At 37.2% G+C, this 19,077-nt stretch carries 22 protein-coding genes; 19 read left to right on the top strand and 3 right to left on the bottom strand.

Annotation, left to right across the window (positions count from 1 at the left end; all coding sequences use genetic code 11):
* The first annotated feature begins 92 nt into the window (after positions 1–92).
* From rihC to IV88_RS01645, 14 genes are all read left to right on the top strand, one after another.
* A complete protein-coding gene (gene rihC / locus IV88_RS01710; RefSeq protein ID WP_057798078.1) occupies positions 93–1,007 on the top strand; it encodes a ribonucleoside hydrolase RihC in 915 nt (304 codons plus the stop codon).
* Positions 1,008–1,156: 149 nt separating this feature from the next.
* Entirely contained in the window at positions 1,157–2,203 is a 1,047-nt protein-coding gene (locus tag IV88_RS01705) for a lactate oxidase (RefSeq protein WP_236698590.1), read from the top strand.
* A 175-nt stretch (positions 2,204–2,378) separates the two neighbouring features.
* On the top strand, positions 2,379–3,113 hold the full coding sequence (gene rsmG / locus IV88_RS01700) for a 16S rRNA (guanine(527)-N(7))-methyltransferase RsmG (protein ID WP_057798076.1): 735 nt from the start codon (positions 2,379–2,381) through the stop codon (positions 3,111–3,113).
* A gap of 23 nt (positions 3,114–3,136) precedes the next feature.
* Entirely contained in the window at positions 3,137–3,973 is an 837-nt protein-coding gene (locus tag IV88_RS01695) for a ParB/RepB/Spo0J family partition protein (protein WP_247594468.1), read from the top strand.
* Positions 3,974–3,985: 12 nt separating this feature from the next.
* The gene (locus IV88_RS01690; RefSeq protein WP_057798072.1) at positions 3,986–4,168 is read left to right on the top strand and encodes a DUF951 domain-containing protein; all 183 of its coding nucleotides are present in this window, start codon (positions 3,986–3,988) and stop codon (positions 4,166–4,168) included.
* Between the two features lie 145 nt (positions 4,169–4,313).
* Positions 4,314–5,420 carry a redox-regulated ATPase YchF gene (gene ychF, locus IV88_RS01685; RefSeq protein ID WP_057798070.1) on the top strand — a complete coding sequence of 369 codons (1,107 nt, stop codon included), beginning with the start codon at positions 4,314–4,316 and terminating at the stop codon, positions 5,418–5,420.
* Positions 5,421–5,447: 27 nt separating this feature from the next.
* A complete protein-coding gene (locus tag IV88_RS01680; protein ID WP_057798068.1) occupies positions 5,448–6,185 on the top strand; it encodes a DUF1129 domain-containing protein in 738 nt (245 codons plus the stop codon).
* 23 nt (positions 6,186–6,208) lie between these two features.
* Positions 6,209–7,351 carry an IMP dehydrogenase gene (guaB, locus tag IV88_RS01675; RefSeq protein ID WP_057798066.1) on the top strand — a complete coding sequence of 381 codons (1,143 nt, stop codon included), beginning with the start codon at positions 6,209–6,211 and terminating at the stop codon, positions 7,349–7,351.
* A gap of 81 nt (positions 7,352–7,432) precedes the next feature.
* Positions 7,433–7,921, top strand: coding sequence for a methylated-DNA--[protein]-cysteine S-methyltransferase (locus IV88_RS01670; protein WP_057798065.1), 489 nt, complete (start codon positions 7,433–7,435; stop codon positions 7,919–7,921).
* 96 nt (positions 7,922–8,017) lie between these two features.
* Positions 8,018–8,707, top strand: a complete 690-nt coding sequence (gene croR / locus IV88_RS01665) for a response regulator transcription factor CroR (protein WP_057798063.1) — start codon at positions 8,018–8,020, stop codon at positions 8,705–8,707.
* A 29-nt stretch (positions 8,708–8,736) separates the two neighbouring features.
* The gene (locus tag IV88_RS01660; RefSeq protein ID WP_057798060.1) at positions 8,737–9,867 is read left to right on the top strand and encodes a sensor histidine kinase; all 1,131 of its coding nucleotides are present in this window, start codon (positions 8,737–8,739) and stop codon (positions 9,865–9,867) included.
* Between the two features lie 116 nt (positions 9,868–9,983).
* Positions 9,984–11,270, top strand: a complete 1,287-nt coding sequence (locus tag IV88_RS01655) for a serine hydrolase (RefSeq protein ID WP_057798058.1) — start codon at positions 9,984–9,986, stop codon at positions 11,268–11,270.
* Positions 11,271–11,401: 131 nt separating this feature from the next.
* On the top strand, positions 11,402–12,199 hold the full coding sequence (locus IV88_RS01650) for an AzlC family ABC transporter permease (protein ID WP_057798057.1): 798 nt from the start codon (positions 11,402–11,404) through the stop codon (positions 12,197–12,199).
* Between the two features lie 17 nt (positions 12,200–12,216).
* The gene (locus IV88_RS01645) at positions 12,217–12,549 is read left to right on the top strand and encodes an AzlD domain-containing protein (RefSeq protein ID WP_057798055.1); all 333 of its coding nucleotides are present in this window, start codon (positions 12,217–12,219) and stop codon (positions 12,547–12,549) included.
* A 63-nt stretch (positions 12,550–12,612) separates the two neighbouring features.
* Here IV88_RS01645 and IV88_RS01640 read toward each other — a convergent pair whose 3' ends face one another.
* Positions 12,613–13,203 carry a hypothetical protein gene (locus IV88_RS01640; protein ID WP_057798053.1) on the bottom strand — a complete coding sequence of 197 codons (591 nt, stop codon included), beginning with the start codon at positions 13,201–13,203 and terminating at the stop codon, positions 12,613–12,615.
* Positions 13,204–13,392: 189 nt separating this feature from the next.
* On the opposite strand from IV88_RS01640, the gene IV88_RS01635 reads away from it, so the two are divergent.
* Both IV88_RS01635 and IV88_RS01630 read left to right on the top strand, forming a co-directional pair.
* A complete protein-coding gene (locus tag IV88_RS01635) occupies positions 13,393–13,677 on the top strand; it encodes a DUF2089 family protein (protein WP_057798051.1) in 285 nt (94 codons plus the stop codon).
* Positions 13,670–13,963 (top strand): hypothetical protein, encoded by a 294-nt coding sequence (locus IV88_RS01630; protein ID WP_057798049.1) that lies wholly within the window; start codon positions 13,670–13,672, stop codon positions 13,961–13,963. The genes IV88_RS01635 and IV88_RS01630 overlap by 8 nt, the downstream gene beginning before the upstream one ends.
* Before the next feature lie 107 nt (positions 13,964–14,070).
* Here the strand turns inward: IV88_RS01630 and IV88_RS01625 are convergent, their stop codons facing one another.
* Both IV88_RS01625 and IV88_RS01620 read right to left on the bottom strand, forming a co-directional pair.
* Positions 14,071–16,650 (bottom strand): efflux RND transporter permease subunit, encoded by a 2,580-nt coding sequence (locus tag IV88_RS01625; protein WP_057798046.1) that lies wholly within the window; start codon positions 16,648–16,650, stop codon positions 14,071–14,073.
* Positions 16,651–16,821: 171 nt separating this feature from the next.
* Positions 16,822–17,406, bottom strand: coding sequence for a TetR/AcrR family transcriptional regulator (locus IV88_RS01620; RefSeq protein WP_057798044.1), 585 nt, complete (start codon positions 17,404–17,406; stop codon positions 16,822–16,824).
* A gap of 144 nt (positions 17,407–17,550) precedes the next feature.
* On the opposite strand from IV88_RS01620, the gene IV88_RS01615 reads away from it, so the two are divergent.
* The 3 genes from IV88_RS01615 (at position 17,551) to IV88_RS01605 (ending at position 19,070) form a co-directional block, all read left to right on the top strand.
* Positions 17,551–18,072 carry a P-loop NTPase family protein gene (locus IV88_RS01615; protein ID WP_057798042.1) on the top strand — a complete coding sequence of 174 codons (522 nt, stop codon included), beginning with the start codon at positions 17,551–17,553 and terminating at the stop codon, positions 18,070–18,072.
* 97 nt (positions 18,073–18,169) lie between these two features.
* Entirely contained in the window at positions 18,170–18,703 is a 534-nt protein-coding gene (locus IV88_RS01610; RefSeq protein WP_057798041.1) for a MarR family winged helix-turn-helix transcriptional regulator, read from the top strand.
* Between the two features lie 4 nt (positions 18,704–18,707).
* A complete protein-coding gene (locus IV88_RS01605; protein WP_057798039.1) occupies positions 18,708–19,070 on the top strand; it encodes a rhodanese-like domain-containing protein in 363 nt (120 codons plus the stop codon).
* The last annotated feature ends 7 nt before the right edge of the window (positions 19,071–19,077 follow it).

The following is a 19,077-nucleotide window of genomic DNA, read 5'->3' as shown; positions in this document are numbered from 1 at the left end:
GCGACAGTTTATCTGCTGCGGTTCTTTTTTTGACCCTTATTACTACTGGAAACTATTACAAAAATGCTAGAATAAATAACAGGAGGTTTCTCATGACAACTAAAATAATTCTTGATAGTGATCCTGGAATTGATGACGCTGCGGCTATTTCAGTTGCTTTAAACAATCCAGAATTCGATGTTCAATTAATTTCAACGGTGGCTGGTAATGTGATGGTGGATAAAACCACTAAGAACGCCTTAAAATTAGTGCGTTTCTTTAATAAAGACGTACTAGTAGCTGGTGGGGCTGAACAGCCTTTGATCAAACCGTTCGAAGATGCTGCTCGGGTGCATGGAGAATCGGGGATGCCAGGATATGATTTTGGACCTGAACCAACTGACATTCCAAGAAATAATGCAGTTGAAGAACTATATCGAGTGATTATGGCTGCCAAAGAGCCAATTACTTTAGTACCAACCGGTTCATACACAAATATTGCCCTGTTGTTCAAACAACACCCTGAGGTTAAAGCCAATATCAAAGAAATCGTGGCAATGGGTGGTGCGATTGGCATGGGTAATATGACTAGTGCTGCTGAGTTTAACGTATTTACGGATCCGCACGCTGCTGAAATTATGTACCAAAGTGGCGTTCCAATTGTAATGGTTGGACTAGATGCAACGATGAAAGCTCTGCTGACACAGGAAACGCTAGCTAAGATTGCTACTTTAGGCAAATCTGGAGAAATGCTCGCGGCTATCTTTAGACATTATTATGAAGGCCATGAAGATGGAATTCCAATGCATGACGTCAATACATTGGCTTACTTGTTACATCCAGAATTCTATCGAACTGAAGATTATTGGATTGACGTTCAAACTGATGGTCCAGCAATCGGTGAAACAGTAGCCGATATCCGAGGGGCTTATCATGATGGTAAAACTAACGCGAAGGTCTGTGTGGACATTGATGCAGACGCGTTTAATCAATGGTTTATTGATGAAGTAGCGCAAATGAAAGCGTGAAAGTAAAATCGTTTGCTTACTTTAAATAAGCGATGTATTCTTATGCTGAATTAATTTATAGCGCATAGTGCGTAAATAATGAACGGGGGATTATCAATATGACAGTAGTAAATGGATATGAATAAAGTGATCGTGAACAAAAATTAGATATTATTAACCTTGAATCATTAGAGGCAGAAGCAAAGAAAATTATTCCAACTGGTGGATTTGGTTATATTTCAGGTGGATCAGAAGACAACTGGACACTTGCAATGAACCGCAAAGCTTTCCAACATCGTCAAATTGCTCCTAAGGCATTGAGTGATATTGAAAAACCTGAACTAGATACAAAAGTGTTCGGTATCGATTTGAAAACACCAGTAATGATGGCGCCTGCTGCAGCTCAAGGATTGTCACATTCAAAAGGTGAAACTGATACAGCTAAAGGTATTGCAGCTGTTGGTGGATTGATGGCTCAAAGCACATACTCATCAACTTCAATTGCAGATACTGCCGCTGCTGCTCCAGATGCACCACAATTCTTCCAGCTTTATATGAGTAAGGATTGGGACTTTAACGAATATTTATTAGATGAAGCTAAGAAGGCAAACGTTAAAGCAATCATTTTAACCGTTGATGGATACCGTGAATCAGATATTATTAACAATTTTGCATTCCCATTGCCAATGGCTAACCTTGCTAGCTACAGTGATGGCGACGGTAAGGGTAAAGGAATTGCTGAAATTTATGCTTCTGCTGCTCAAAAGATTGGCCCAGATGATGTTCGTCGAATCAAAGAATACAGTGGGTTACCAGTTATTGTGAAGGGTGTTCAAACACCTGAAGATGCCATTCGTGCAATCACAGCTGGTGCAGAAGGTATCTATGTTTCTAACCATGGTGGTCGTCAATTAAATGGTGGCCCAGCTTCCTTTGATGTTTTGGAAGTTGTTGCTAAGGCCGTAAATGGCCGTGTTCCAATTATCTTTGATAGTGGTATTCGTCGTGGATCCGATGTATTCAAGGCTTTGGCAAGTGGTGCCGACTTAGTTGCCTTTGCTCGTCCAGTGCTTTATGGATTAGCTCTTGGTGGTGCAGAAGGTGTTCAATCAGTGTTTGAACATATTGACAACGAATTAGAAATCATCATGCAACTTGCTGGAGCAAAGACAATTGCAGATGTGAAGAAGACAAATTTGTTAAACATTAAGTATTAAAAATTATTCTTAAAAGCTAAGAGGAAGTGGATACTTCTTCTTAGCTTTTTTGTGTCCGCCCAACTCTAAATATTTCATTTTCACCTCTTGAAATATATACCATTGAAAAAATAATCCAAATTGGTTAAAGTTGAATATAGAGTATGAAACAAAAATGTTTCACAAGGGGTAGGACATGAATCCAGAAGAATTTCGACAAAAGTTAAGTGAACAAGGCTGGAATCTGACTGATGATCAGATGCAGCAATTTGCAATCTATTTTAAAATGCTGGTGGAAACGAACGAAAATGTTAATTTAACTGCCATCACTGAAGAGAGTGAAGTGTACTTAAAGCATTTCTATGATTCGATCATACCATTACTAGAAATACCTGATTATTTCACAGAAAATGCTGGTCTTTGTGATGTTGGAGCCGGAGCTGGATTTCCATCTATTCCTATGAAAATCCTATTTCCAAGCTTGAAAGTTACTATTGTTGATTCGCTCAATAAACGAATTACGTTTTTAAAGCAACTAGTCGACGAACTTGGCTTAACAGATGTTGAATTAGTCCATGATCGTGCTGAAACTTTTGGTGGTAAAAAATCTCCATACCGCGCTAAATTTGATTTAGTAACGGCCCGAGCAGTAGCGCGTTTAAGTGTTTTAAGTGAACTGTGTCTTCCCTTAGTTAAGAAAAATGGCTATTTCATTGCTTTAAAAGCTGCTAGTACGGAACAGGAACTAACAAATGCTAAACAAGCCATCACTATTTTAGGTGGCAAATTAATTAGTGACCAAAAACTATTTTTACCTAATGACGAAGGAGAACGTCATTTGGTAGTGATTGAAAAGACCAAAGATACCCCTAACAAGTATCCACGTAAACCAGGAACTCCTAACAAAGAACCAATTGGAGAAAAGAGTTAATAATGAGAGAACTTGAGAAAAGCATGTTAAACACCGATATTGAAGCTAGTCATGGCAACTACTCGATGATTCCGGTGGATGATATCAGACCTAATCCGTTTCAACCGCGACATATTTTTAATCAAGATAAGTTAGAAGAATTAGCACAATCAATTACCAGATCAGGAATTTATCAACCGTTAGTATTGAGAAAGCCAATTAGTTCGGTTGAGCGTTATGAAATTATTGCTGGTGAACGTCGCTTTCGAGCTAGTCTCTTAGCCGGCTTGAAAGAAGTTCCGGCAGTGATTCGCAATTTCTCTGATGAAGCTACAATGGAAGCTGCCATCGTTGAAAATCTACAACGTGAGGATTTGTCTCCATTAGAAGAAGCCGAAGCGTATGCGTCATTGATGCAGGAGTTGAATCTTACTCAAAATCAGGTTTCTGAACGTTTAGGTAAGAGTCGCCCATACATTGCTAATTACTTACGACTATTAGGATTGCCAGTTCGAGTTAAGGAGATGCTCCAAAAAGGTGCCTTATCAATGGGCCAAGCAAGAACATTACTTGGCTTAAAGGATCCTAAGAAACTTGAAAAATTAGCTACGAAAACTTTGACAGATGGACTAACCGTTCGTCAGTTAGAAGAAATCGTGAACCAGATGAATGCCAAAGATAAGAAGAAGGCTAAAAAGGTTTCACATGAAACAGCTAAGTCACCATTTATCAAAGAAATCGAAAGCCAGCTTCAAGAAAAACTCGGTGCTAAAGCAACGGTTATGTATAATGCTAAACAAAAGGGTAAAATAGAAATCAATTATGATTCAGTTGATGAGCTGGATCGGATTCTCGAGATTTTAAATATTTCGCTAGATTAAGAGGTGGCCAGAATGGAATACGATTTACACACTGTTGTACAAATGAAGAAACCACATCCTTGTGGAACTAACGAATGGGAAATCGTTCGTATGGGGATGGATATTAAGCTCAAGTGCCTCGGATGTGGTCATATTGTAATGCTGCCACGTCGTGAATTTGAACGAAAGCTAAAGAAAATACTATCAGCAGACTAAGAAATACAGAACAGAGTTGGGTAAGTTTGAAATAACTTTTAACAACGCTGTTTTTTGTTACTCTGTACCATAGGAATTAAAGCCTTTTTTTGGTAAACTTAATCTATATCTACATTAAAAAACAAAACAAGAAAGTGTGACATAAATGGCATTAACAGCAGGAATCGTTGGATTACCCAACGTTGGAAAATCAACATTATTTAACGCAATCACAAAGGCCGGAGCAGAAATGGCCAATTATCCATTTGCTACAATCGACCCAAACGTTGGGATGGTTGAGGTTCCAGATGCTCGATTAGATCGTATTCAAGAAATTATTCCAGCTAAGAAAAATGTTCATACTACTTTTGAATTTACAGATATCGCCGGAATTGTTAAGGGTGCTAGTAAAGGTGAAGGTTTAGGAAATAAGTTCCTTGAAAACATTCGCCAAGTTGACGCCATTGTCCATGTTGTCCGTGCTTTTGATGATGACAACATCACAACCGTTTCTGGTAAGGTTGATCCAATTGAAGATATTCAAACAATCAATATGGAATTGATCTTAGCTGATTTGGAAAGCATTGATAAACGACTTGCAAAGACACAACGTGCTGCTAAAGGCCGTGATAAAGATGCCTTGGCTGAATTAGAAGTGCTAGAAAAAATCAAGCCCGTCCTTGAAGCTGGTAAGTCAGCTCGTACAATTGAATTTGATGAATCAGAACAACCAATTGTTAAGGGACTCTTCCTCTTAACAGCCAAACCAATCTTATACGTGGCAAACATTGCTGAAGATGATATGGCTGATCCAGAAGCTTCGAAGTACTTTAAATTAATCAAAGATTATGTTGCAAATGAAGATCCTGATGCTGAAGTCCTTGGTATTTCAGCTGAAAGTGAACAAGAAATTGCAGAACTTGAAGATGATGAAAAAGCAGAATTCCTTGAAGCTGAAGGAATTACAGAGCCCGGCTTAAACCGCTTAATTCGCGCTTCATATCACTTGCTAGGATTACAAACATTCTTTACTGCTGGTGGTAAAGAAACACGTGCATGGACATTTAAGAAGGGTATGACGGCTCCTCAAACTGCTGGAGTTATTCATTCCGATTTTGAACGTGGATTTATCCGTGCTGAAACAGTTTCATTTGATGATTTAGATAAGAATGGCAGCATGCAAGCTGTTAAAGAAGCAGGTCGTTTACGTCTTGAAGGAAAAGATTACTTGGTTCAAGACGGCGATATTATTGAATTTAGATTTAACGTTTAACTTAAACTGATTGAGGAGAAAGAGCATATGAGTGAAGAACAACAACCTCGTAATGCTGGTAAACAGCAGGTTGAGGATGCCGAAAAGGCAGTTGAAACAACTGAAGCAAGTACACCTAAAAAAGCTGAACTTACAAAACGTAATGCAGACTTCATGTTCCGTCTAAGAAAAGAACTTGCTGATCAGAAAATTGATGCTGACAAGTTAAAACAAGCATTAGATGATACCGAAGCTAAATTACTAGAAGGCCAAAAGAAAGGTCAGACAGCTAAACAGCTTTTTGGAACACCAACTGAACACATGCAAGAAATCGTGCACGGACCTAAACGTCAAATCGGCGCACAAACAACTGATAATCTTTGGTTACGTGCCGTTGATAATGGTTTGATTTTCATGGCACTATTCTCTGCTATGTATGCATTGATGGCATTCTTCCAACCAGCAGCTATTGTTAAGTCACCCGGTCCTGCTGGTCTTCTAGCAATTATCGGAACTTCAGCTGTTGGTGGTATTGGAATGGGTTATGTCTACAAATGGCTTTACCCAAGTTCAAACGGTGGAAAACGCCCAACATTCTGGCGTCAAATTGGTGTTACTACAGCAGCAGTTCTAGCATGGATTGTTGCTTACATGGTATTCTCAGTAATTCCATCAGTAATTAACCCAACATTACCAGCATTTGGTTATGTAATCTTGGCTGCTCTTGCATTTGGTGGTCGTTGGTTGTTCAGACGTCGTTACAATATCGTTGGCGGTTTATTCTAAAAATTAAATAAAAGGAGATTCTAATGACTAATTGGGATAATAAATTTACTAAACAAGGTTTAACTTTTGATGATGTTCTTTTGATTCCAGCTGAGAGCCACGTACTTCCTAACGAGGCTGATGTTTCTGTTCAGTTGGCTGATAATATTAAGCTAAATATTCCGATTATTAGTGCCGGAATGGACACAGTCACAGAATCTGCTATGGCAATTGGAATGGCTCGCCAAGGTGGTATGGGAGTTATTCATAAAAATATGGCTGCTGAACAACAAGCAGCTGAAGTCGCTAAAGTTAAAGCTACTGACGTTAATTTAGAAGAAACTCCTAAAGCAGCTGTTGATGCTCAAGGTCGTTTGTTAGTAGCTGCAGCTGTCGGTGTTACAAGTGATACATTTGATCGTGCTGCTGCACTCTTTGAAGCCGGTGCAGATGCAATCGTGATTGATACTGCTCATGGTCATTCAGCTGGTGTACTTCGTAAAATCAGTGAAAATAGAGCTAAGTTCCCTAAGGAAACATTGATTGCTGGTAATGTGGCAACCGCTGCTGGTACAAAAGCACTATACGATGCTGGTGTTGATATTGTTAAAGTTGGTATCGGTCCTGGTTCAATTTGTACAACTCGTGTTGTTGCAGGTGTTGGTGTTCCTCAAATCACAGCTATTTATGATGCTGCAAGTGTTGCTCGTGAATATGGTAAAACAATCATTGCTGATGGTGGAATTAAGTTCTCCGGCGATATTGTTAAAGCACTCGTTGCTGGCGGATCTGCAGTAATGCTTGGTAGTATGCTGTCTGGAACAGACGAAACTCCAGGTTCAATTATTGAAGAAAATGGTCAGAAATTTAAGGCTTATCGTGGAATGGGTTCAGTTGGTGCTATGGAACATGGCTCAGCTGATCGTTACTTCCAAGGTGGCGTTAATGAAGCTAACAAGCTAGTTCCTGAAGGTATTGAAGCACGAGTAGCTTATAAAGGCTCTGTTTCAGCCATCATTTTCCAAATGCTTGGTGGTTTACGTTCTGGAATGGGCTACGTTGGAGCAGCTACTATCTCAGATTTAGCTGATAAAGCTCAATTTATTCAAATTACAAATGCTGGTTTAGTTGAATCACATCCACATGATGTTCAGATGACTAAAGTTGCACCTAATTATCACAAGTAAAGTAGAAGATCTAAAACAAAGTAGTTTTTGTTTTAGGTCTTTTTGTTTAAAATACAGTTAGATATGAATGGGGGTACGAAGATGAAATTGTACTATGGCAAGCTGAGTTGGAATAGCAGTACTTACATAGTTGCTTCAACCAAAAAAGGTCTGGCATTCGTTGGCTCACCAAATCAGTCACTCAAAGAGATTGATGATATCTATCATGGTGCGGATATTATTCATGATGAGAAAGCTAATAGTGGTGTAATTAAAGAACTAAAAGAATATTTGTCTGGTAAACGAACTACTTTTGATATCTCCTTGGATGTTCAAATTGGGACACCATTGCAAAAGTCAGTTTGGCAGCAATTACGATCGGTTGCCTGTGGTTCGACGATTAACTACAGTGAGTTAGCTGAAAAAGTCGGACATCCAACAGCCATTCGTGCGGTTGCATCAGCAGTTGCACGCAATCCGATTTTGATGATTGTCCCTTGTCATCGCGTGCTACGGAAGGACGGAAGCATCGGTCAATATCGGGGCGGAGTGGAAATTAAGCGTGAACTTTTAGCTCTGGAAGAACAGTGATTGTTTAAAGATTGCTAAAGTAGCAGTCTTTTTAGCAGTATTTATTTATAAATTTGCTACACTAAAGAAAATAAGCGTAGTAGAGGAGCTTAAATTATGAAGATTTTAGTTGTTGATGACGATAAAGAAATTGTTGAACTCTTAGATATTTACATTAAAAACGAAGGATACACACCAGTATCAGCATATAACGGTAAAGAAGCTTTAACTAAATTACACACAGATCCAGATATTGCTTTGATGATTTTGGATGTGATGATGCCTGAGATGAACGGAATCGATGTTATTAAGGAAGTTCGTAAAGACTCTAACTTACCAATCTTGATGCTTTCTGCCAAAGCTGAGGATATGGATAAGATTAAGGGACTTCTAACGGGTGCCGACGATTATGTAACCAAGCCATTTAACCCACTAGAAGTTATGGCACGTGTTAAATCATTGCTTCGTCGCAGTGAAAATGAAATCACTAGCAATACACCTGAAGTATTGGATGTTGGACCACTAACTATTAACAGTGATTCCCATGAAGTTAAAACTTTAGCTGGCAAAGAAGTACAACTAACAGCACTTGAATTTGGTATCTTACAGTTACTTGCAGGACATCCAAATCGGGTTTTCTCTGCTGATGAAATCTTTGAGCGAGTATGGCAACAAGAAAGTATTATCTCAGCTAAGACTGTTATGGTTCATGTGAGTCACTTACGAGATAAAATCGAAGAAGCAACCGGCGGTGAAAAAGTGATCGAAACTGTCTGGGGTGTGGGCTATAAGGTAGTCTCACACTAGTTAAATTAAGATAACAGGAGCTAGAGACTGTGAAACTTACAGGACGCGAAAAATCTGAATTAATCGGTGAAGGAGTAATAACAGTTATCTTGTTACTCCTTCTTAATTTGTCGATTTTTGTTATTTTGGATAGCGCATTGAAGAACAATCCGGGATTATCATCAGCCGTTTTTATGGCTAAGCGCTCAATTCATATTGGAACATATCAACTCTGGAGTTACCAAAACCTATTTATCGTATTGATGGGAATTGCTGATGTGTGGGTTGTTTATTGGCGATTGGAACGGCGTTATAAGCAAATGCAACTCCGTCATATCATTGCAGAATTGCATTATATTGCTGATGGTCATTTTGATCACCGGATTCCATTTAACTTAAAGGGTGACCATCAACGAGTTGTGGATAGTGTAAATGCGCTGGTAGACAGTGTTATTCATTCGATGGATGAAGAACGAGCAATCAAGCAATCTAAGGATGACCTGATTACGAATGTTTCACATGATATTAGGACGCCACTGACTTCAATTATGGGCTATCTGAGGCTGATTGAAGATCATCAGTACAAAGATGAGGACGATATATTAAAATACACTCACACGGCTTATTTGAAGTCTCATCAGATGAAATCCTTGGTGGATGATTTATTTGAATATACAAAGGTTAGCCAGTCTGATCCGCATTTAGAAATCAATCAAATCCATGTGAACTCCATGCTTGAACAATTAGCAGCTAGTTTTGAGTTAGAAGCTAGCCAAAAAGGAATGGAAATCACTTCAACCTGTGAACCAGAGAATCTAGTGATGACTGGTGATGCAGAAAAATTAGGACGTCTATTTAATAATTTGATTATTAATGGGTTGAAATATGGTTTTGGTGGTAAGAATATCTTTTTAAATGCTCACCAAATTGGTGATGAAGTCATTTTTGAAGTTGCAAATGATGGAGCGAAGATTCCAGAAAGTGCTCAAAGTCAGTTGTTTGAACGCTTTTATCGAGTAGAAAGCTCAAGGTCTAAAGAAACTGGCGGAACTGGGCTTGGATTAGCAATCGCGCAAAGCATAGTTGAAATGCATCACGGAACAATTGACGTTCATTCAACGGATGAACGGACCAGTTTTATCATTCAATTACCACTTAAATATGAAGCACGTACTAAATAACATTGGTTGTTAGTAATACAATCAATGTTTTTTTGTTCTATTTATATTGAAGATATGGACGTCACGAAATTTTTCATCTATATTAAAGGATATAAGTATCATCTGGGGGAAATAACTTGAAAAAAATATTTATTGCTGTTGTTACTTTTATGACTACAATGTCGATTGCGGTCAGTGGCTTTGCTGCTCCAATGGCAAAACCTGACGACCAACCTAAGATTAGCGCTCAGAAAGCATTAGTTTTTGATGCTGGTACCGGACAAATTTTATATCAAAAAAATGCTAACAAAATCGGTGCGATTGCATCAATGTCAAAGCTACTTTCAACTTATATTATTTTAGATAGTATCAAAAAAGGTCAGATGCACTGGAATGACCAAGTTAAGATCAGTGCTAATTTGGAAAAAGTTAGTAACGATAAGGAATTAACCAACGTTCCTTTAAAGGCAGGGCAATCATATTCAGTTCGTGACTTACTTAATGCATCTTTAATTACATCAGCTAATGCTGCAATTATTGCATTGGGTAACGCTGAAGCAGGTTCATCAAGAGCTTTTATTGATCAAATGCGTGTTCAAGCTACTAAATGGGGAATCAAAGACGCTAAAATCTATAACGCAGCAGGATTAGCAGAAAAGCAGATTGGTTCCGACGCTTACCCACATACTGCTCCAAACGATGAAAATCTAATGACACCTAAAGATATGGGTAAGATTGCTTTTCATTTAGTTAAAGATTTTCCGGAAGTTCTGAAGATTACCAGCAAGTTCCATGAAAAATTCAATACTGGTGCTACAGAAATGGAAATCACTAATCATAATGAACTCCTTAAAGGCGGGAAGGATTATGATGCTAATTTCAAATCAGATGGTTTGAAGACAGGTACATCTGATTTGGCTCAGGGATGTTTTACTGGAACGACTAAAATCAGTAATCGTCGGGTTATTTCGGTTGTGATGGCATCGAAAGATGATCAGGATACTCGATTCAAGGACAGTACAGCACTTTATAAATACGTCCAAAAAACTTATTATCCTAAAATTATTAAGAAAAACAGTACATTGAACGGTGCTAATGCTGTGAAGGTTCCCAATGCTAAAAAACAAATGGTGGAACTTAAAAACAGTAAAAAAGTCGTTTATTGGCTAAATGCAGCTAAAAAGTCACAAGTTAAAGTTCGTTCTTTAGTAATCAATAAAAAACTATTAAAGAATAAAGAGCTTCAAGCTCCGATTGATTCAAAGAAAACTGTGGCTACAGCTGAACTAAACCGTACGAATGCTAACGACCAATTCCTAAATACTAAATATGGGGCAAAGGTCACTTTACATTCTAAAAACAAGATTGAAAAAGCTAATATTTTTGTCCTAGCGGGACGCTGGATCGCCAGTCTATTCAATTAATAACCTTGTTTTTAGATAAAATCAGCAATTAGACGGTATTAAAATTTTTGTTAACATGTTAAAATGGTCTCGCAGTCTTTATTTATATAGTGTTAGAGCACTATTTATCTGTATTTTGTGGAGGAAATGCTTTGAAACAAGTTACTACAGAGCCCCGTTGGAAGGAAACTTTCAAAGTGGCATGGCCACTTTGTTTAAGCTATACGCCAATTGGAATTGCATGTGGGATTTTATTGCATGCTGCAGGCTTTAATTCGATTTTAGCTGGACTTGCTTCCGTAATGATCTTTTCTGGTGGTGCCCAGTTCTTAATCGCTCAAATGTTAACAGTAAACGCTCCAATTTTAACAATCATATTAATGCTATTCTTTCTAGAATTAAGATATGCGCTTCTAGGATCAAGTCTTTCTAAGTATCTTCAAGGTGAAAATCACCGTTTTATTTTTACATTCGCGCTATCTTTGAATGATGAAAACTATGCGGTTAACTATTTGAAGTTCGCTACTGATAAGAATTGGTCACCAAAAGATGCTCTTCAGGTTGAACACTGGTCGTTATTATTCTGGTCAGTTTCTAACGTGATTGGATCACTTATCGGAAGTGCCTTGAAGATTAATTTAGAAGTAGTTGATTTTGCGCTAACAGCCTTGTTTATCTACATGATCGTTATGCAGGTTAGAAGTCGACTATCATTAATCATCTGTATCTTCTCAGGTGCCTTAGCTGCATTCTGTCTGATCATCACTAAGAGTACGTTAGGCTTAGTTGCATCAACCTTAATCGCTTCATTTACAGGTTACGCAATCGAACGTTATCTTACGAAACACAAGCCAAACAGTGGCCTTTTAAACGATTTAGGAGCCGCCGGAACTTCGGGACCCGTCGTTGAACCGCTGGAAAAGAAGGATGAATCAGATTCAATTCTTTAATCTAGGAGAAACATCTTATGGAACATAGTACATTAGATCACTTATTGCTGATCATATTGGGATTCTTTGTGGCCTTTGCGCCCAGATACATTCCACTCTTATTCTTTTCAACACGTGAAATTCCAGAATGGTTTAACGGCTGGATGAAGTACGTCCCAATTTCGCTATTCACTGCGTTAGTTGTTAAAGGAATCTTCATTTCAAAAACATATACATTCATTACAACAGGAAACTTAGTACTTATTATCGGTGCAATTGTGGTAATTTTAATCGCATACTTTACCCGTTCAATGGCAATGTCAGTTATTGTTGGATTGATAACCGTTATGTTGCTTTCATTAGTTATTTAAATATTAAAAAAGCTCTAAACCAGGTTTGAATAAAACTTGGTTTAGAGCTTTTTGTATATGGAATTATTTCTTTACATATCCGTAGAAGTTACTCTTTGTGTTGTAGTAGCTTACTACAAAGATAATTTGTTGGTTTTTACGTAATTTCAAGCTGCTCTTTGTGACTGTCTTTTTGCCTGAAGCACGAGTGTTTAAGAATAATAGACGACCATATGCATCGTATGCACGAACAACAGTGCCTTTTTTTGCTTTGTAAGTTAATGTTGAACGTTTCTTATTTGAGTTTGTCATTGTTAGTACTGGTTTTGGTGCATTCTTTGCATTGTAAAGTTTGATGTAGCCGGGGAAACCAAATGTTGTTAAACCAAAGCGAGCTTTTTTAACGATCAATGGATCTGAATTATTAGTTCTGAGTAACGTGTAACCATGATCCATTTTTTCTATGCGAACAACCTTCAAACGGTCGCTACCACCTTGGTCAAAACTGTTCTTGTAGATGTGAACTGATTCACCATTAGCATAATAGAAAGTTCCACGCAGACTAGTAGGGATGCTAACGGATTTGGTAGTAGAGGCACTTGCCATCTCATTCACACCAAAAAATAGAAATAAACCACTTACCATTGCAATTAAAAATGTCATTACTTTTTTCATTGTTAACACCACCCATAGTTTTTGTATAACCCTTTATGAATTCATTATACATCATTTGTTACAGTTGTGTAACAAAATATTACGCATTTTGTAATACAAGACCAAAAATAATGGATATTATTAATAATATTGAACTTTTATTTAATAATGTTAAAGTGGAAAGTAATGAATAATAGGAAGTGAGTCAAAATGGATAATTGGTATCAAGAAATACCAGAAGAAGATATGAACTTTATTAAGAAGTTCATTTTAGCGTCTGGCTCTTTAAAACAGGTGGCAAAAGATTATTCAGTATCTTATCCAACAGTTCGGCTTCGATTAGATGAGGTTATTAAAAAAATTGGATTGATTGAAAAGAAGTATGAGGATCCATTTATTGTAAATGTAATGCGAATGGTCACATCGGAAGAAATCACCTATGCTGCTGCAAAACAAATAATTTCTTTATATGAAAAGGAGAAAAATAATGAATGAGATTTTGTTTTATGTTGTAATAATTGGAATCGGACTTTTAGAAGTGTTTGGATTGGCTAATACACAATACTTTTGGTTGTGTGGAATCATTCCACTTTTAGGAACGTTAGGAATCATATACATTTTGGTGAAGTCTAGTAGTTTAGGTTTCCGTGACTTCTTGGAGGCTGCTATTGGTATTTTTATTCTGCTTACGCTGTGGGGTCAAGGACATGATATGTACGAAAAAAGACTCAAAAAACAAAAGGATAAAATGTTGAGCCAGGATTTAAACGATAAGAAATAAGATATTAACCCAACAAAAAGCCACCACAGCATAAACTGTGGTGGCAAGGGGATTGGGACTGTCGATGGAGATGGGGGGATGACAGCCCCAATGCGCTTTATTATAAATTATTTGTTTTGCTTACGCGAACGGAAAAGATACATCATTGCTGGCAAAATTGTTAAGGCACAGATTAGTGAATATGCCGTATCTAAGACAGTAATGAGACCGAATGAACGAAGAACAGGGAATGAAATGAACATCAGAGTTGAGAAACCACCGATAACTGTTAAACCAGAAACGGTAATGGCTTGACCAACCGAACCGATTGCAGTCTGTATGGCAGTTAGAGTATCAACATCTTTCTTTTCTTCTTCCATGAAACGTTCCAGAATTAGAATTGTAAATTCAGTTCCGATTCCAAGAACTAAGGAGCTAAGAGCAATTGTAACAGGATTGTAGCTAGTGCTCATGAGCTTCAATGTTAGTGGTGATAATCCTAATACCACAACGATTGGTAGCAATGGGTAGAATGCATCTCGGATATTACGATATACGAGCAACAATACAACGAAGATGATTGCTAGACCAGCGACAATAATCAATCCATGGTTAGCAGTCATGTTCTTTACACCTTGAAGAGCCATTGACTGATCACCAGCGGAAATAACTTTAATACCCTTTGGTTCATTTTTAATATCACCGTTGATATCTTTCATTAAGTTGTAAGAAGTTCCTGAACTTAAATCTGGATCAATTTTAAATGAAATTGTGGAGTACTTCTGGTTATCAGTAACTAAAGTTTGTTTCATAACGTTTGGCATATTCTTAATACCATCGTTAACGTCATTATTAGTTGTTGGCAATTTAGAATCTGTATTTGTATTCTTCAATGTTGAAGCAACACTGGTAACCGATTGAATATGAGAATATTTGTCGGTTTCTTTTTTACCAAATGAATCAATATATTTAACATCAGAAGCAGTTAACTTATGATCACTCTTAACTAAGTAGGTTAAGTTGGTAGTTGAACCGGCAATCTTTTGGACGGCCTTAGTATCTTTAACGGCCGGCATGCTTTGTGGAATCATGTTCATCATGTTGGTCTCAACAGGAATTGAGCTTTCAAAGAAGAAACCAATTCCACCAAGGATAATACCAACTGCAAGTACTAAGATTGAATGATGTGCAACCCAAGTAGCGTATTTCGTAAGACCCTTAGATAACCATGATGAGTCAGTTTTGATTTCTTTAAGCTTCGCAGGATCAACCTTACGATCACGAAGTGCCAAGACACTGAACATCAAAACAAAATCGACAACATAACTAGCGGCCACACCAATAGCAAGGGTTAAACCGAATGAATGCATCATTGGTGCCTTAGCGATATACATAGTAAGGAAACTGAAAATCATAACGATCACAGCAGTACCAACCGCTGGACCTGTGTGGGTGATTGTTTCAGTGGTTGCACGCATGACGTCGTGGTCACGCTTAAATTCTTCTTCGTATCGATTCAAGAATTGAACACCGAAGTCAGTTCCTAAACCAATAATGATTGGAAGAGTAGCCATTGTAGCCATTGTTAGACTGATATGAGCCCAACCCATGATACCGAATGTCCAAAGTAGTCCTGCTAGAACGAAGACTAGTGGTAATAAACGACGACGAACTGGGAAAATAACGGCTAGAATAACAATCATTAATACAACTGCTAAACCGAGCATAATCATCATACTGTTAGTCATTTCATCACCAACAGTACCGGATACGGCTGGCATTCCGCCGACACGAGCTTGATAGTTACCTGATTTCAGATGGTTATCTGAAAGGGCGGTATTAATCTTCTTGTACATAGCTTTTTGGTCGTTCATATCGCTACCGGTAACCATTGTTACGGTTACTAAAGCATATTTACCATTCTTAGGTAAGATTTGCTTCATAGGACTATTTACATGACCATTATCACTATAAATAAATTGATGGATTAAGTTGTTATCCATATTTTGAACCTTAGGTAATTTTTTCAAAGTTTCTTTTGAAATATTAGCCTTTTGGTCAGCGGTTAAAATACTCATAGAATACTTTTGGATTTTATCCTGCTGACTGCCTGATAACTTGATTTTGCTCATCATAGCTTCGGGATGAGCTTGCAACTCTGCTGGGTTAGCTCCTTTAGCAACTGCTTCTTGCATTGCTTTTTGAGCGCCCATTTTTTGTTGATCGGTTAAAACTGATTGAGAATACTTTTGAATTTTATCTTTTTGACTCTTACTAAATGATTTTTGCGTATCGGTCTGAATTTGAGACTGTTGTTTATCAGTGAGTTGATCTGTAATTGCCTTTTGCAGATCTTTGTTTTGACTGAATCCAGATCCTGAATTACTACTATTAGAGGACTTAGCCTTATCAAGTTGTTCGTTTAAGATATTTACAATGCTGGTTGTTGCATGAACATTGTTATCTTTATTGATCTGTTCCGTTAAGCCATTCAACTTCTTAAATGTTTTTGAATTGGCAACATTGCCATCCTTATTCTTAACAGTAACGACGAAGGTTTGCCCTCCAAAATGTTTCTGATACTCATCCGAATCCTTGTATAAGGTCGAATGTTTATTTACGAACATGGCATTACTCATGTCCATCTTGATTTGTGGTAAGCCTAATCCGATTAATAATGTCAGTACCAAGGTAATAATGATACTCATCAACGCATGATCGTGGATTGCTTGACCAATTTTACTGAAAAAACGTTGCCAAAAAAACCACTCCTTTACTCTCTTTATGAAAAATGAGTATATGACACTTAAGGAATGATTTGAAGAATTAAAATAAGCTGTTTGTTTCTAAATGAGACACATATCTCAAATTGTTCATTTTTAGTCGCAAAGTGGTGGAAATTCGTGCATGAGATTATCAATCATATCAGTTAGAGTTTGTTCGTTTGAGTTATCAAGTTTGATCCATTCCATAAAGATAGTCAGGATTGCTCCGCTAAAGATGTGAACCGATAAGTTAACGTTTTTAGAATTTGCGAGTGAGTGAAAAAGAGGGAAATGACTCAAGTCATCGTGTTCATGTTGGTTAGTAATGCCCTTTAAAATAATTTGGCTAACAATATCCAATAATTGACTGTATGAATCAAAAAACTCATTATTGATGGTTAGATTTTGGAATATAATTGGTTCCTGTGAAATCATTTTGATCAATTGAGTAACAAATGATCGATCATCTTCGAGCTCGCCTTTTTCGACAAAAAAGATATAAGCGGTGTATTCCAGCATACTCTCTAGGAGCTCGTATTTATTATGATAGTAACGATAGAATGTACTTCGATGTACCAGTGCTTCATCGCATACATCATCAATTGTAATTTTTTCAAAAGGTTCTTTACGTAATAGATTAACCATTGCTTCAACTAAATCTCGTTGGGTTCTTTTCAATGGTTTTACAGGATATCCCATTTGGTACCTCCTACTAGCAAATTAATAGCGTTGATTATAAACCATCTGGTAGAGTTCGCCAAATTTGAAAATAATTTTTATTAAAAAAATTCAGTTGAGTGGTATTCTTTTTGATAAAGATTGATTTGAAGGTAGGTGGTTATCGTGAAAGTTAGTATAGTTGGTCCTGTAGCCAGTGGCAAAACTACAATCGCTTACCAGTTGAGTGTAGAGAAGAACGTGAAAATGACTGGTATTGATGAGTTAGTCTGGATCAGACAAAAAAGTAAACCAGATATAAGACGATCACACCAACAACGGATAGAAAATATAGATATTGCTACTGCAGAAAGTCAGTGGATTATTGAAGGAACACAAGTTCGGCTGATTCTGGAATCGGATTTAATTGAAAAGTCGGACTATGTTTTTATTTTAAAACCTAATCGTATGGTAGTTTATTACCGAATTTTAAAAAGATTTTTATCTCAAACTATTGGATTGGATAAACGGAATATTTATAAACCCAAGCTTAGTGAACTAAAAAACTATTATCGATGGGCGAATAAATTTTATGATAATGAATTTGAAATGCTTTATAAAATGATCCCAAGATCTAAAACTACCATCCTAACAGGACGTAACGCTCAGAAAAATATGGTATTGATTCGGGAAATCATTAATAAATAACAAGGCGAAATTAATTCGTCTTTTTTATTTGACAATGGTTAGCTAGCAAACTATACTATCAATATAGTTTGCTAGCTAACCAAAAAGGAGGAGGCGTATGTCAGATTATAAATTTGTAGATCGCCCTGATTTGAATCGCATGACTAAGAGTGCTGGACGATATAATATTAGTGAAGATAGTAGAGCTCGTTCAAAAGTATTTTTAGACTTTCTGTTCAGTAACCGTGAAATGATTAAGGCTTATGATCGTTTTTTAGATCAGTATGATTTATCAGAATCACGTTTTATTATTTTAATGTTTTTACTGCAAGCGCCCAATAAAACACTAGCCCCTTCAGAAATTGTTCAAAAGTTGGGAGCTACTAAAGCCACCGTCAGCAAAATGTTAAAAGTAATGGAAAACAAAGAATGGGTTGAAAAGACACCTTCCACAATTGATAAAAGATCTGTTGCTATTAAATTAACAAAGACAGGCGAGAAATTAATTAATCAGTTTTATCCACAAAACTTTAAGGCTGTCGGTCAGATCATGAGCGAACTCGACGAGTCTGATTTACAATCTCTAACCAAAATTATTACAAAAATTAACAAAGGCATTCAAAAGTTGAGTGAAGAAATGGAGAATAATTAATATTATGGAAAATGCAAAAATTGAACTATTAAAAACCTATTTAAGCTTATACATCAATCATACGGATGTATTAGCTGATATGGACAAGGAAGATTCCAAATACGTTGTTTTGGACGTCAGAAATGCTCCAGCACCAGTTAAAGGAGATCAAATTAAGGGCGCTATTGCAATGCCTGCTAAGGATTTAAGTGCACGCCTATCTGAGTTGGATAAAAGTAAAACTTATGTCGTTTACGACTGGACTGCTGGCACTACTCTCGGTAAGACAGCCTTACTAATCTTATTATCGGCTGGATTTGAAGCTTACGAATTAGCCAGTGCTTTAGAAGGCTGGAAGGGTATGAACTTACCAATTGAAAAACTTTAATTAACTT

Origin of the sequence: Pediococcus argentinicus, assembly GCF_001437605.1 — a bacterium.
In the GTDB taxonomy this organism is placed as follows: Bacteria; Bacillota; Bacilli; order Lactobacillales; family Lactobacillaceae; genus Pediococcus; species Pediococcus argentinicus.
This window is presented reverse-complemented; position numbering and strand designations above follow the sequence as displayed.